14 protein-coding genes are annotated in these 13,860 nt (G+C 55.6%); all 14 read right to left on the reverse strand.

Annotation, left to right across the window (positions count from 1 at the left end):
* Nucleotides 1-591, reverse strand: a complete 591-nt coding sequence (gene recO, locus ACDI13_RS02810; RefSeq protein ID WP_316988502.1) for a DNA repair protein RecO — start codon at nucleotides 589-591, stop codon at nucleotides 1-3.
* A complete protein-coding gene (gene era, locus ACDI13_RS02815; protein WP_316988503.1) occupies nucleotides 584-1,474 on the reverse strand; it encodes a GTPase Era in 891 nt (296 codons plus the stop codon). The genes recO and era overlap by 8 nt, the downstream gene beginning before the upstream one ends.
* Entirely contained in the window at nucleotides 1,471-2,229 is a 759-nt protein-coding gene (gene rnc, locus ACDI13_RS02820) for a ribonuclease III (RefSeq protein WP_316988504.1), read from the reverse strand. The genes era and rnc overlap by 4 nt, the downstream gene beginning before the upstream one ends.
* Nucleotides 2,229-3,113, reverse strand: a complete 885-nt coding sequence (gene lepB / locus ACDI13_RS02825) for a signal peptidase I (RefSeq protein ID WP_316988505.1) — start codon at nucleotides 3,111-3,113, stop codon at nucleotides 2,229-2,231. Before lepB ends, rnc begins: the two co-directional genes overlap by 1 nt.
* A 64-nt stretch (nucleotides 3,114-3,177) precedes the next feature.
* Nucleotides 3,178-4,971, reverse strand: coding sequence for a translation elongation factor 4 (gene lepA, locus ACDI13_RS02830; protein WP_316988506.1), 1,794 nt, complete (start codon nucleotides 4,969-4,971; stop codon nucleotides 3,178-3,180).
* A gap of 243 nt (nucleotides 4,972-5,214) precedes the next feature.
* A complete protein-coding gene (locus ACDI13_RS02835) occupies nucleotides 5,215-6,720 on the reverse strand; it encodes a DegQ family serine endoprotease (RefSeq protein ID WP_316988507.1) in 1,506 nt (501 codons plus the stop codon).
* A 24-nt stretch (nucleotides 6,721-6,744) separates the two neighbouring features.
* A complete protein-coding gene (locus ACDI13_RS02840) occupies nucleotides 6,745-7,770 on the reverse strand; it encodes a MucB/RseB C-terminal domain-containing protein (RefSeq protein ID WP_316988508.1) in 1,026 nt (341 codons plus the stop codon).
* The gene (locus tag ACDI13_RS02845) at nucleotides 7,767-8,261 is read right to left on the reverse strand and encodes a sigma-E factor negative regulatory protein (protein WP_316988509.1); all 495 of its coding nucleotides are present in this window, start codon (nucleotides 8,259-8,261) and stop codon (nucleotides 7,767-7,769) included. The genes ACDI13_RS02840 and ACDI13_RS02845 overlap by 4 nt, the downstream gene beginning before the upstream one ends.
* A 9-nt stretch (nucleotides 8,262-8,270) precedes the next feature.
* Nucleotides 8,271-8,873 (reverse strand): RNA polymerase sigma factor RpoE, encoded by a 603-nt coding sequence (gene rpoE / locus ACDI13_RS02850; RefSeq protein ID WP_009456579.1) that lies wholly within the window; start codon nucleotides 8,871-8,873, stop codon nucleotides 8,271-8,273.
* A 462-nt stretch (nucleotides 8,874-9,335) separates the two neighbouring features.
* The gene (gene fabF / locus ACDI13_RS02855; protein WP_372372672.1) at nucleotides 9,336-10,568 is read right to left on the reverse strand and encodes a beta-ketoacyl-ACP synthase II; all 1,233 of its coding nucleotides are present in this window, start codon (nucleotides 10,566-10,568) and stop codon (nucleotides 9,336-9,338) included.
* A gap of 140 nt (nucleotides 10,569-10,708) precedes the next feature.
* Nucleotides 10,709-10,948 carry an acyl carrier protein gene (gene acpP / locus ACDI13_RS02860; protein ID WP_003800961.1) on the reverse strand — a complete coding sequence of 80 codons (240 nt, stop codon included), beginning with the start codon at nucleotides 10,946-10,948 and terminating at the stop codon, nucleotides 10,709-10,711.
* Between the two features lie 184 nt (nucleotides 10,949-11,132).
* Nucleotides 11,133-11,876, reverse strand: coding sequence for a 3-oxoacyl-ACP reductase FabG (gene fabG / locus ACDI13_RS02865; protein ID WP_042482415.1), 744 nt, complete (start codon nucleotides 11,874-11,876; stop codon nucleotides 11,133-11,135).
* Nucleotides 11,877-12,815, reverse strand: a complete 939-nt coding sequence (fabD, locus tag ACDI13_RS02870; protein WP_316988511.1) for an ACP S-malonyltransferase — start codon at nucleotides 12,813-12,815, stop codon at nucleotides 11,877-11,879. It lies immediately after the preceding gene.
* 46 nt (nucleotides 12,816-12,861) lie between these two features.
* The gene (locus ACDI13_RS02875) at nucleotides 12,862-13,839 is read right to left on the reverse strand and encodes a beta-ketoacyl-ACP synthase III (RefSeq protein WP_316988512.1); all 978 of its coding nucleotides are present in this window, start codon (nucleotides 13,837-13,839) and stop codon (nucleotides 12,862-12,864) included.
* Nucleotides 13,840-13,860: the final 21 nt, after the last annotated feature.

Genomic DNA, 13,860 nt, shown 5'->3' on the forward strand with positions numbered 1-13,860 from the left:
TCAATAGCGTTGCAGTTGCATAAGAACGGAGCGGGTATGCAAGGGGCGGCCCAGCAGGCTGTTCAGCCGTTCACGCAAGCGTATGCGCAACTCCGGCTCACCGACAGGATCGTTGAAATCAGGTGTGGCCTCGTCAAAACCATAACCTGTTTCGGTCAGCAACACCCACTCAAAGCGCCGCAAAGCCCCGGCTACGGGTGGACGAGGAATCTGTGCCAAATGTACCAAGGCCTCTTCGTAGGCATCAAACAAAACAGGGTGTGGGTCTTCACGCGGCAGTAAACGAATCAATAATTCGTTCATGTACCAGGCCGACATCAAAGCCCGACCTTTCAAGGGGCGAATCCCGGCACAATCGGCCCGCGTCAGTGTTTTGACTTCATTCTTGCCTGACCAGGCCAGTAATAAAGGCTGAAACACAGACAAAGCAGGCCGCAAAATAGAATGCGGCCTTTTGGCGCCTTTCGCGACCAGCGGCACCAGCCCATGGTTACGCGTAAAGGCATGACAGATCAGAGACGTTTCACGCCAGGCACTGGTATGCAGTATGTAGCCCGCTTCGTCCTGAAAGCGATGACGGGGATTACTCATACCCCAGGTCGCGCAGGACCGCTTCACGATCGGACCAGCCCTTGCGTACCTTGATGTACACATCCAGGAACACAGGCTTGTCGATCAGCTTGGCAATATCTTGGCGAGCCTCAGTCGCAATGCGCTTCATGTGCATGCCACCCGCGCCCAACAGAATTGGACGGTGGCTTTCACGCTCTACGACCACACAGGCCGAAATACGCGCGCCCTGCTCGTTTTCATCCCACTGCTCGATGACCACGGTACAACCGTAAGGCAGTTCATCACCTACCAGCCGGAAGATCTTCTCGCGCAGCAGCTCCGAGGTAATGAAGCGCACCGAGCGGTCGGTAATGGTGTCCGCATCGAACATGGCCTCGCCTTCAGGCAGACGCGACGCAATCTCGTCCAGCAAGGGGTCCAGTTGCAGGCGCTTGACAGCACTGATTGGAATGACAGCCCCGTACTCGAACTCCTGGGACAAACGGGCGATATAAGGCAGCAAGTCATTCTTGCTCTTGAGTGCGTCAACCTTGTTGATGACCAGAATGGTTTTGCCGCCTTTAGGCAGCATGGGCAGCAGCTCGGCATCCGAAGCGGACCACTTGCCGGCCTCGACCACGTGCACCACCACGTCCACATCGGCCAGCGCCTGGGTAACAACACGATTCATCATGCGGTTCATGGCCCCGCCGTGCTTGGTCTGAAAGCCGGGAGTATCCACAAACACCATTTGATCGTGGTCGCGCGTCAACACGCTGTTGATGCGGTGACGCGTGGTCTGCGCCTTGCGCGACACGATCGAAATCTTGCTGCCGATCAGAGCGTTGGCCAATGTGGACTTGCCAACGTTCGGTCGTCCGACAATAGCCACGAAGCCGCAGCGAAAAGGGGTCTCTGTCATTCTGTTTCCTGCGACACGGCCACGGGCAGTGTCAATTGTGAGGGGCGACGATGGCGACTGGCGCGCGTCGTCTTGGCCGGAAATTCAGCTTCTAAAATAGCAATGGCCTGCGTTGCGGCGGCTTGCTCAGCCGTGCGACGACTGCTGCCACTGGCACGGACATGGATGTTGAGCTTGGCGATCGTGCATTCAATATCGAAGAGCTGATCGTGGGCTGCGCCATGCGTGGCCACCACGGTATACACCGGCAAATCCAGCTTGCGCCCTTGCAACAGCTCCTGCAACAAGGTTTTGGGATCTTTCCCCAGCGTCTTGGGGTCCACATCCACCAACATGGGTTCGTACAACTGGGTGATGACGGTTTGAGCTTGTGTGAAGCCCGCGTCCAGGAAAACGGCGCCAAAAATCGCTTCCAGCGCATCCGCCAGAATGGACGGGCGACGGAAACCACCGCTTTTCAGTTCCCCTTCTCCCAGACGCAAATAATCCGACAAACCCAGGCGGGTTGCAATTTCGGCCAGAGCGGCCTGTTTGACCAGATTCGCTCGCAGGCGCGACAAATCGCCTTCATCAATGCGCTGAAAACGGTCAAACAGCAAAGCCGCAACCGTGAAATTCAGGACCGAATCACCCAGGAACTCCAGCCGCTCGTTATGACGAGCACTGTGGCTACGATGGGTCAAGGCCTGCTGGAGCAGGCCTGTGTCTTTGAAAGAGTAGCCAATAGCGGCTTCGAGCAGAGCAAGACGTTTCATTAATGGAAGCGACCTATACGGCTAAGTTCGCGGAAATTCATCCAGATAAAGAAGGCGCGTCCCACGATATTCTCATCGGGCACAAAGCCCCAATAACGACTGTCCAGACTATTGTCGCGATTATCTCCCATGACGAAGTAATTACCTTCAGGCACCACGCACGAGATGCCATTGGAGAAATACTCACAAGAGTCACGATGAGGGAAGGCCACGATGGGCATCAAACCCTGAGGCGCAGTTTTATTCAGCAAGATGTTGTGCTGCACTTTGCCCAGCTCTTCCAGATACCGTCCAATGTAAGCGGAGCGATCCGGTTCGTAGTAGTCGCCACTACGCACTTGGGTGATGACTTGACCGTTTACGGACAGCACCTTGTCCCGGTACTCCACACGGTCACCGGGCATACCGACTACACGCTTGATATAGTCCACGGACGTATCCACGGGGTAACGAAACACAATTACATCACCACGCTCAGGGTGGCCCAAAGGCACAATCTTGGTGCCGCTAACAGGCAAACGAATACCGTACTCGTATTTGTTCACCAGAATCAGGTCGCCATTTTTCAGCGTCGGCAGCATGGAGCCCGACGGAATGCGAAATGGTTCGATGATGAACGAGCGCAAGACGAACACAAACAAAATGACTGGGAAAAAACTGACGCCATACTCAATCCACCAGGGCATGCGGTTGGCCTGGTCATACGCTTCCTGGCGCAGTTGCTGCAAATGCTCGGGGTCTTGAGCCGCCGTTTCCGGTACTGCCTGCATCGCGGCCTGTGCACGCGCCAAACGGCGCGAGCGCAGGGAGAATCGATCCAAACACCAGATTACGCCGGTCAGTATTAGCAGTACAAACAAAATCAGAGCGAAATCCCAGCTCATCGGTTTCCTTTAAAGAAATTAACGCAGTCCTGGCTGTGGTCGGCTTGGGCCGCCGACCAGAGCATTACTTATCTTCGACCTGCAAAATTGCCAAAAAGGCTTCCTGCGGAATTTCGACGTTCCCAACTTGCTTCATCCGCTTCTTACCGGCTTTTTGCTTCTCAAGCAGCTTCTTCTTGCGAGAGATGTCACCACCGTAACACTTGGCCAGCACGTTTTTACGCAGTGCCTTGACGTTCTCGCGAGCAATGACTTCGGCACCAATAGCGGCCTGAATCGCAATATCAAACATCTGGCGCGGGATCAAGGAACGCATCTTGGCAACCACCTCGCGCCCACGATAACGGGCATTGCTACGGTGCACAATCATGGACAGAGCATCAACGCGGTCGCCGTTGATCAGGATATCCACCTTGACCACATCGGCTGAACGGTATTCCTTGAACTCGTAGTCCATGGAAGCGTAGCCACGCGATACCGACTTGAGCCGATCAAAGAAATCCAGCACGATCTCGGCCAGGGGCATTTCATAGACCAGATTCACCTGACGGCCATGATAGGTCATATTTAACTGCAAACCACGTTTGACTGTACACAGGGTCATGACCGGGCCCACGTATTCCTGCGGCATTAGCAGCGAAACCACAACAATAGGCTCTCGTACATCTTCGATATGAGCCACTTCCGGCATGCGGGAGGGGCTTTCAATCATCAGCACCTCACCATCACGACGCTCGACCTCGTACACCACCGACGGCGCGGTGGTGATGATGTCCATGTCAAATTCACGCTCCAGACGTTCCTGGACGATTTCCATGTGAAGCAGGCCCAGAAAGCCGCAACGGAAACCAAAACCCAGCGCCTGAGACACTTCGGGCTCGAACATCAGGGAGGAATCGTTCAGCTTGAGCTTTTCCAGAGAGTCGCGCAACTGGTCGTACTCGCTGCTTTCCACCGGGTACAAACCGGCAAACACCTGGGGTTTCACTTCCTTAAAGCCGGGCAAGGCTTTTTCAGCCGGTTTGCCAGCCAGAGTGATGGTGTCACCCACCTTGGCGTGTTCCAGCTCTTTAATGCCGGCAATAATGAAACCCACCTCGCCCGCAGACAAATGAGGACGGTTTTGCGATTTGGGGGTGAACACACCAATATGCTCGACCAGGTGCGTGGCGCGGGTGGCCATCAGCAGAATTTTTTCCTTGGGCTTGAGCACACCATTGACGATGCGCACCAGCATAACCACGCCCACGTAGTTATCAAACCAGGAGTCGATAATCAGAGCTTGCAATGGAGCGGTAGGATCACCCACTGGCGGGGGAACACGGGCCACGATGGTTTCCAGGATCTCGTCGATACCCAGACCCGTTTTGGCACTGGCTGCAATCGCATCACTGGCATCAATACCGATAACGTCTTCCACTTCCTGGCGAGCCGAATCCGGATCAGCCGACGGCAAATCCATTTTATTGAGCACGGGAATCACTTCCACGCCTTGGTCCAAAGCGGTGTAGCAGTTGGCCACCGTTTGCGCTTCCACACCTTGGGAGGCATCGACAACCAGCAAGGCACCTTCACACGCGGACAAAGAACGGCTGACCTCGTAGGAGAAGTCAACGTGGCCGGGGGTATCGATCAGGTTCAGGTTGTATACCTTGCCATCCTGAGCCTTGTAGTGCAAAGCAGCGGTCTGGGCCTTAATCGTAATGCCACGCTCTTTCTCGATGTCCATCGAATCCAGAACCTGGGTCGACATCTCGCGGTCGGCCAGGCCACCACAGCGTTGGATCAGGCGGTCAGCCAAGGTCGATTTGCCATGATCGATGTGGGCAATGATAGAGAAATTGCGGATGTGATCCATAAACCCGTTAATAAGCAAAGAAAATGTTGAGGCGTAACGCCAGAGAGACGGCACAAGAAAGGGGCGCCCATGACGCCCCTTTTCAGTCCACGCGCCGAAAACGCAAGACCCGTCCTGACAGACGGGCGCACGTGGAACCATAATCTATTCGGGGCAAACTGCCCCCGCAAATAGTGGCGAAAAAACTCCGGCCCCTGGCCGGAGTTCATCAATGGCTACCATTTTAGCCGTTTTACAGAATTTTTATTTCGATGGCGTAATCAAAACCCATTGCGACTGGCCTGCACGTAAAACCAGCAAGGCCGCCGCTTTGGATTTATCCAAGGATGCCACCATTTTAGCGTATTGATCCGGGGTTCCTACGTCTTTATCGTTGACACGCAAAATAAGATCACCGGGCTGCAGGCCAGCCTCGCTGGCAGGAGCGGTCGCATCCACAACCTGAACAGCACTCTCGACACCCAAACGCTTCAAATCAGCCTCAGAAACAGCCGTCACTTTCAAGCCGAAGGCATCTGCCGTGCTGGCAGCAGGCGCATCCTTCTGACTCTTGCTGGCGGCACTGGGGCTGCTGGAAGGCATTTCTTCGACATCAATCTTGATGGTCTGCAACTTGCCCTTGCGCCAGATTTCCAACGTGGAGCTTTGACCTGGTTTGGTGCCACCCACAATACGAGGCAGGTCTGTCATTTGATCAATGCTGCGACCGTTGAACTTCAGGATCACGTCACCGGACTGAATACCGGCCTTGGCAGCAGGACCACCCTCTTCCACGCTACTGACCAAGGCACCCTTGCTGTCTTTCAAACCCAATGCTGTCGCCACATCATCGGCCACCGGGGTGATCTGCACACCAATACGGCCACGAGTCACCTTGCCGTCAGACTTGAGCTGCTCGACGACATTCATGGCTTCATCGATAGGAATGGCCAGGGAAATACCCATGAAACCACCACTGCGCGAAATGATCTGGGAGTTCACGCCCACCACTTCGCCATTCAAATTGATCAAGGGGCCGCCAGAGTTACCGGGGTTTACCGCCACGTCAGTCTGAATGAAAGGCAGGTAGTCGCCGGTTTCACGGTTGATGGCACTGACGATCCCGGAGGTCACGGTGGACTCCAAGCCGAACGGCGAACCAATCGCCAGAACCCACTGCCCTTTTTTGAGTGTCTTGGAGTCCCCAATGACCATAGGCTTCAGGTCTTTGGCTTCAATCTTGATCAGCGCCACGTCAGTGCGTTCGTCTGTACCGATGATCTTGGCTGGATATTCCTTGCCATTGCTCAGGGTGACGAAAATGCCGTTGGAGTCGGCCACCACATGATTATTGGTCAGGATGTAGCCGTCGGCCGAGATAATAAAGCCCGAGCCCACGCCACGCGGAACGGTGCGCTCCTGAGGCTGCTGCCCGTTATTACCTCCGTGCGGCCGTTGGGGCGCCATGCCTGGCGGCATGAAATCGGGGCCAAAAAACCAACGGAACATATCGTAAGGGTCCGAGCCAGGGCCCATGGCAGGTGAGCGTACTCGCACCGCCTCTGTGGTGCGAATATTGACCACCCCATCTTCGGTCTTGGCCACAACCCCCGTAAAATCGGGCAGACCCAAGGTCGTGCTTTGAACCTGCTCGCTGGTCGTGACAGGCTGAGCCTGCGCATAGGCCATAGACGCACCCGTTGCCAATACCACGGCAGCCGTCAAAGCCGAGAGAACAGGAATACGCATTTTATGACTCGATTTTTCCATTCAAATACTCCTGGTGGACGATAGTCAATGTGTCCGGGATGGTGGGGTGAACTGTGTGCCTTCAAGCAAAGCGCGCAGAGTCTGTACAGGAACAGCCCCCGTACTGGTTAAAACATAATCGTTGATGCGACTGCGGTACATATTCATGGAGCCGCGGTGAAAGGCACCCAAGCTATTTTCTTCGGCTTCGGGAGCCCCTACTTTTTCCAAAAACACGGAGATAGCGGCCAGACCATCGGACATCATCAGATGCGTTACCTGACGACCGGCCCGCATGGGCCGAAGCATTTCGGAGCGCAAGGTAAAACCAGCTGGCATGGCCAAATGCCACCCCAACTCGCTTACATCAATTTTCTGCACTTCGGGCTCAACCACATCCCACTTGCTGGGGTTCCAACTGCTACGCAATTGTTGCAAATCCACCTGCTCTCCCAAAGCGACTGATGCAAAAGCAATCTGGTCCACTACCGCTTGTTGTGGGTCCAAAGTCTGCATTTTCAACAGCAAATGATGCTCGGTATCAGCACACACTCGGTAGCCATAACGCTGATCATCTTTGGGGACCAATTCAATCAGATCGCAGGGGCGGCCAGCCACACGCTCACGCGATGGCAAACGACGCATATCGTAAAAATTGGGTAATTGACTGACATCACCGACCAGAAAACTGGGAAATCGCTCGTTTTCACGACGTTCGATCACCACCATTTTCTTTTCGGGAATCAGGCATTGGGTGACTTCGTTTTGGCGCAGAAACTCCCGTGGTTCGCCATCCAGAATTTCCAGACGCTCGCGCTCGCCGGTGCCGTCAATAATGTGGACCAGTTTCATGGACTGGCTGGCCTGATCCTGGGTGTAAATAATGACCCCGGAGTAATCCAGGTCGCGCGCCGCTTTGTGAACTTTTTGCAACCAGGGCAGATCCAGAGGCTCAAGCCCGTCAGTTCCCTGGGCTAGCACAGGTGTACACAGCACCACCAGCGAAAAGGCAAGCAAACCCTTATAGAAACGCGCCAAGCCCACCTGCGACGGCATACGTACAGACCTCATTGACCCAGAGCTCCGCTTTCAAAGGAAACATGGCGTACTGGGCCAGTACCCACAAAGTCGCGATGTAAATCCGCGTAATCATTCCAGAGCTGCTCGTCCTGAGCACTGGCCACCAAGGTACCCGGCACGGAGTTCACGCCCATGTAGGGCAATCCCACCCACAAGGCTGCCGCTACCGCAGCCACCACGGCCAGGCCGCCAACCCCGTAGCGTTGCACCAAAGGGCGCTTCATGGCGCTTGGGGCAAGCACAGTAGGCTCTTCATCGATCGCCTTGGACAGACGTGCATAAAAACGATCCGACGTTCGGATAGCCAGTGCGTCGGTACGCATGACGTCACCAATCAAGTGATAGGTATCCCAGACTTGACGCCCATAAGGGGAGTCCAGTTCCTCGGGCCGTATTTCAGCCTCACCATCCACCCAGGAAGACACGGCGGCCTCCCAGGCATTGAGTTGATCTTCATCGGAATGGGATTTCAGGGCTTGCATCATCAATCCTTACCACCGTCGTTCACTATCTTCACCATCGAGTATGGGACGCAATTGCGCGGCAATGGCATCGCGGGCTCGAAAGATGCGTGAGCGTACAGTTCCTATAGGGCAGTCCATGGTCTGAGCAATGTCTTCGTAGCTCATACCTTCTATTTCACGTAGCACGATAGCCGTCCGCAACTCTTCGGGCAGCGCCTGTATTGCTGTATTTACTGTTTCAGCAATCTGGCGGCTGACCATCATGGATTCCGGCGTGCTTATATCGCTTAGGTTGTCGATTCGGTCAAAAGTTTCACCTTCTTCAGTTTCGACGTTCTGCAAGGTATTGGGACGTCGTGCGGCCGAGGCCTGCCAATTACGGGCCGTATTGATCGCAATGCGGTACAGCCAGGTGTAAAAAGCACTCTCGCCCCGGAACTGGGGAAGAGCTCGGTACGCTTTGATGAAGGTTTCCTGAGCCACGTCCTCAACTTCAGACGGGTCACGTACCATACGGCTGAGCAGACGCATGATTTTGCGCTGGTACTTCAGTACCAGCAGATCAAAGGCTCGCTTATCCCCACGCTGAACACGTGCAACTAGTTCGGCATCGGTATCGCGTTCACTCATTAAGAATCCTTATTCTGAGCACGGACCTGATGGGACAGCCGGTTAGCACATAGACACAAGGCCCACCAGGCCTGCGACGGCTGAGTACGGCGCCATACAGTGATCGTACGGCAAGTCATACCGGCGGAATCAAAACGCACGCGCAAGGTCATGAACCAAGCGCACCGCCAGATCTGCTCTATTTGCACGGACGCCTTTGCTGCACCCTCGCACTGCAAGAAGTATAGTCCTGCCCGATGCGCTAGTGTAGCGCGCTCACCCCATACCCGACGACTGCGAGCATACAAAAAATTAGCCCACAAAGCACCTGTGAATAGACAAACAGCCCAGGGCCATTGCCAGCTATACATCGTCCAGGCCAGGCCTGACGCAAGCAAGGCACAGACAACAACGCCCAGTCGGCGCACCGGAGCCGGAGCTCCGATCGACCAGGACTGGGCGTCAAGAGTGGGGCAGTCTAGCTTAGCGAAGACGACGAACCACCATCGAACCGTTCGTGCCGCCAAACCCGAAGGAATTGGACAAGGCCACGTCAATCTTCATATCACGCGCCTGGTTAGCGCAGTAATCCAGGTCACAAGCAGGATCCTGATTGAAAATATTGATCGTTGGAGGCGAGATCTGGTTATACACCGCCAAGGTGGTGAACACCGCTTCAATACCACCGGCAGCCCCCAGCAGGTGCCCCGTCATGGACTTGGTGGAATTGACCACCAGCTTGTAAGCGTGATCACCAAAAGCCAGTTTCAATGCTTCGGACTCGTTCACGTCGCCCAGCGGCGTGGACGTACCGTGGGCGTTGACGTACTGAACTTCGTCGGGGTTGATGCCACCGTTGCGCAAGGCATTCATCACGCCACGACGCGGACCGTCACGGTCGGGCGACGTGATGTGGTGAGCGTCAGAGCTCATACCATAACCGGCGAACTCGCCATAAATGCGTGCGCCACGTTTTTTGGCGTGTTCGTACTCTTCCAGCACCAGTACACCAGCGCCCTCACCCAGTACGAAGCCGTCACGATCCATATCCCAGGGACGCGATGCCGTTTCAGGATCGTCGTTACGCGTGGATAAAGCCCGCATGGCCGCAAAACCGCCAATGCCCAGAGGGGACACGGTGGATTCAGCACCGCCGGCAATCATCACATCAGCGTCGCCATACTCGATCAGACGAGCAGCATCACCAATGGAATGCAAACCAGTTGTACATGCCGACACAACTGCGTAGCTTGGACCTTTCAGGCCCAGGCCGATGGACAGTTGACCTGAGACCAAGTTGACCAGGGAACCGGGCACAAAGAACGGGGAAATCCGGCGTGGCCCCCGTTCCAGATAATCTTTTTGGGTTTCTTCAATGCGGGGCAAACCACCAATCCCCGAACCTACGATAACGCCCACACGCTCAGCATCGATGCTGTTGATGTCCAGACCGCAATCCTGCCAGGCTTGCATACCTGCCACCACACCATAATGGATAAAGGTATCCATCTGCTTGGCTTCTTTGGACGAAATGTATGGTGCTAAATCAAAATCCTTGACCTCACCCGCTATCTGGGCGCTCAGGGCCGAAGGATCGAAACGGGTAATACGCCCGATGCCCGAACGCCCATTGACGATGTTATCCCACGCGGTAGGAATATCGTTGCCGACCGGGGAAACAATACCCAGCCCGGTAATCACGACACGTCGTTTCACGGATGACTCCTAAACACAAAAAAAGCGGTTTAAAGGGAATAACTGCGTCTTGCAAGCTAAAGCCGCCGGGCACAAGCTACTCTCTGGAAACCGCTCTGGAGCGAGGGCGCGCACAATGCCGCCCACTCTCTTAATTGAACTTACTGCTTGCTGTGAGAATTGATGTAGTCCACAGCTTGCTGGACCGTCGTGATTTTCTCAGCTTCTTCGTCTGGTATTTCGGTTTCGAATTCGTCTTCGAGCGCCATCACGAGCTCGACCATGTCGAGCGAGTCGGCACCGAGGTCGTCGAGAAAAGAAGATTCGTTTTTGATCTCGGCTTCGTTAACGCCAAGTTGTTCAGCGACGATCTTCTTGACGCGCTGTTCGATGCTTTCCATGCAGATTCTCCAAGTTGGGAAAAATTCCCGCAAATTATAGCCAATCCATACTGCGAAGAGGGATGAGCTATGACAAAAAACGGCGTTCTTGTATGAGGCCCAACGTTATTCGTACAACGCCGGCTCAAGCAATAGGCCCCAAATAATCCCGCAATTTTACCTCAGCCGGGCGCGATGCCAAGCCTTACATGTGCATACCACCATTCACATGGATGGTGCTGCCCGTAATATATTGCGCTTGCGACCCGGCCAGAAAGGCTACCGCGTTGGCGATATCTTCGGCTGCACCCAGTCGTCCCAGGGGAATTTGCGACAAAATTGCCGCCGACTGCTCAGGGGTCAAAGAGCGTGTCATGTCCGTATCAATAAAGCCCGGAGCAACACAATTAACGGTAATGTTACGGCTACCGAGCTCACGCGCCAAGGCGCGGCTCATGCCAGCCACACCCGCTTTGGCAGCGGCATAGTTGGCTTGACCAGGGTTGCCGCTCTCCCCCACCACCGAGGTGATGCTGATGATACGACCCCAACGGGCTTTCATCATGGGGCGGATAACGGCACGCGACAAGCGAAACACGGCACTTAGATTGGTCTGGATAACCGCATCCCAGTCTTCATCTTTCAAGCGCATGGCCAGGTTGTCACGCGTAATACCGGCATTATTGACCAGAATGTGCGGGCCGCCGTCTTCTTTGCTCAAGGCCGAAATCAACGCTTCGCAAGCAGCCGGGTCGTCCACGTTCAGTACATGGCCGTAGCTACCGTTCTGATCCAGCACGGCGGAAATCGCCTGCGCGCCGGACTCGGAAGTAGCGGTACCAATCACCTTGGCGCCACGTGCCATCAACTCTTTGGCAATCGCCTGACCAATGCCGCGCGATGCGCCGGTTACCAGGGCGGTCTTGCCGCTTAGATCCAATTCTTGCATTTACGCTCCCTCCAGGGCTTCCAAAGTGGCCTGCAAAGACGCAGGGTCGCTGATCGACAAGGCGACCAGATCACGATCAATACGCTTGACCAGACCCGTCAGCACTTTGCCTGGACCACACTCGACCACGTGGGTGACTCCTTGGGCCTTCATGGCCTGGATGGTCTCAACCCAGCGCACGGGATGCCAGGCCTGACGGACCAGTGCATCTTTAATCTGTTCGGGATCGGTGGGCGCGGCTACGTCCACGTTATTGATCACGGAAATAGCGGGCGTTTGCACTTGCACCGAGGTCAGGGCCTGGGCCAAGACCGCGGCTGCCGGCTCCAGCAGACTGGAGTGGAAAGGAGCCGATACAGGCAGTACCAAGGCGCGCTTGGCACCGGCTTCTTTGGCCAGGGCACATGCACGATCTACCGCTTCCACATTTCCGGCGATCACCACCTGGGCAGGGGCATTGTAGTTAACAGCCTGGACAATCTGCTGCCCCTCGGAGGCACGAGCACACACATCGCGCACTTGATCATCATCCAGACCCAGCACGGCAGCCATGGTGCCCACACCCACAGGTACGGCTGCTTGCATGGCATCGGCACGGATGCGCACCAACGGAACAGCTTGTTCCAGGCTCAGAGCACCGGCAGCAGTCAGGGCCGAGTATTCACCCAGACTATGGCCTGCCATCACGGCAGGAACCGGACCACCAGCCTGAATCCAGGCCTGATACATGGCCACGGCGCTAGCCAGCATGACAGGCTGAGTATTGGTAGTCAGGTTCAGAGCCTGCGCAGGCCCTTGTGCCATCAACTGGGCCAGATCCTGACCCAGCGCCTGGCTGGCTTGTGCAATGGCTTGCTGTACGACAGCAGACTCGGCCCAGGCATCGAGCATGCCCACGGACTGCGAGCCTTGTCCTGGAAAGACAAACGCAATTTTCATGGTAGAAAAACCCAAAGAGATGAGGCGGTAATCCGGATCGCGCTACTTAGCAACGGACCAGCACCGAGCCCCAGGTAAAGCCGCCACCCACGCCTTGCAACAGCGCCAGATCACCGGCGCGGATACGACCATCCCGGCGAGCGGCATTCAGGGCCAAAGGCACACTGGCTGCCGAGGTGTTGGCATGTTGATCAACCGTGATAACCACCTTCTCGGAGGGGATACCCAGCTTACGACCTAGAAAATTGATGATGCGAACGTTGGCCTGGTGCGGAACCAGCCAATTGACATCAGACAAGGAAACGCCAGCCTGTTCGCAGACTTGATTGGCCGAAGCGGCCAGAGAAGTAACAGCCAGCTTGAACACAGCCTGACCGTCCATGCGCAGGAAGGGATCACCCACAACCTGTCCGTGCGAGACATTGCCTGCCGCACACAAAATACCCATTTGACTGCCATCTGCATTGAGCTGAGCGGCCAAAATACCGGGTTCATCACTGGCTTGCAGAACCACAGCGCCCGCACCGTCGCCAAACAGGACGCAGGTAGAACGGTCGTTCCAGTCCAGGATGCTGGAGAACACTTCGGCACCGATGACCAGCGCGTTGCGCGCACGGCCGGCCTTGATCATGGCATCGGCGGTCGTCAGTGCATAGACAAAGCCGCTGCACACCGCTTGTACGTCGTACGCGGCAGCGCCCTTGTTGCCCAGCTCGGCTTGCACCAGACACGCCGTGCTGGGGAAAACGTAATCAGGCGTGGACGTAGCCACCACAATCAGATCCAGATCCTGAGCAGCAACGCCTGCATCCTCCAGCGCCTGGCGCGCAGCCTGTGTTGCCAAATGGCTGGTACGGACACCGGGATCGGCAAGATGACGCTGGTGAATACCGGTACGCTCGACAATCCACTGATCGGAGGTTTCGATACCCTTTTGAGCCAGCTCGACCGCTAGATCATCGTTAGACACAATCCGAGGAGGCAGGTAGCCGCCTGTACCGATAATCTTGGCAAATATCGTCATTTTATGTTCCCGATCAAGCCC

The sequence above is a fragment of the Alcaligenes faecalis genome (genome assembly GCF_041521385.1).
Lineage (GTDB): Bacteria > Pseudomonadota > Gammaproteobacteria > Burkholderiales > Burkholderiaceae_B > Alcaligenes > Alcaligenes faecalis_E.

Bases quoted from the DNA above. Each gene is read 5' to 3' on its own strand.
- ACDI13_RS02845 (WP_316988509.1), bottom strand. From the start codon at position 8,261: ATGCAAGCCCTGAAATCCCATTCCGATGAAGATCAACTCAATGCCTGG.
- lepB (WP_316988505.1), bottom strand. From the start codon at position 3,113: ATGAGCTGGGATTTCGCTCTGATTTTGTTTGTACTGCTAATACTGACC.
- fabD (WP_316988511.1), bottom strand. From the start codon at position 12,815: ATGAAAATTGCGTTTGTCTTTCCAGGACAAGGCTCGCAGTCCGTGGGC.
- era (WP_316988503.1), bottom strand. From the start codon at position 1,474: ATGACAGAGACCCCTTTTCGCTGCGGCTTCGTGGCTATTGTCGGACGA.
- lepA (WP_316988506.1), bottom strand. From the start codon at position 4,971: ATGGATCACATCCGCAATTTCTCTATCATTGCCCACATCGATCATGGC.
- ACDI13_RS02840 (WP_316988508.1), bottom strand. From the start codon at position 7,770: ATGAGGTCTGTACGTATGCCGTCGCAGGTGGGCTTGGCGCGTTTCTAT.
- rnc (WP_316988504.1), bottom strand. From the start codon at position 2,229: ATGAAACGTCTTGCTCTGCTCGAAGCCGCTATTGGCTACTCTTTCAAA.
- ACDI13_RS02835 (WP_316988507.1), bottom strand. From the start codon at position 6,720: ATGGAAAAATCGAGTCATAAAATGCGTATTCCTGTTCTCTCGGCTTTG.
- fabG (WP_042482415.1), bottom strand. From the start codon at position 11,876: ATGCAAGAATTGGATCTAAGCGGCAAGACCGCCCTGGTAACCGGCGCA.
- recO (WP_316988502.1), bottom strand. From the start codon at position 591: ATGAGTAATCCCCGTCATCGCTTTCAGGACGAAGCGGGCTACATACTG.
- ACDI13_RS02875 (WP_316988512.1), bottom strand. From the start codon at position 13,839: ATGACGATATTTGCCAAGATTATCGGTACAGGCGGCTACCTGCCTCCT.
- acpP (WP_003800961.1), bottom strand. From the start codon at position 10,948: ATGGAAAGCATCGAACAGCGCGTCAAGAAGATCGTCGCTGAACAACTT.
- rpoE (WP_009456579.1), bottom strand. From the start codon at position 8,873: ATGAGTGAACGCGATACCGATGCCGAACTAGTTGCACGTGTTCAGCGT.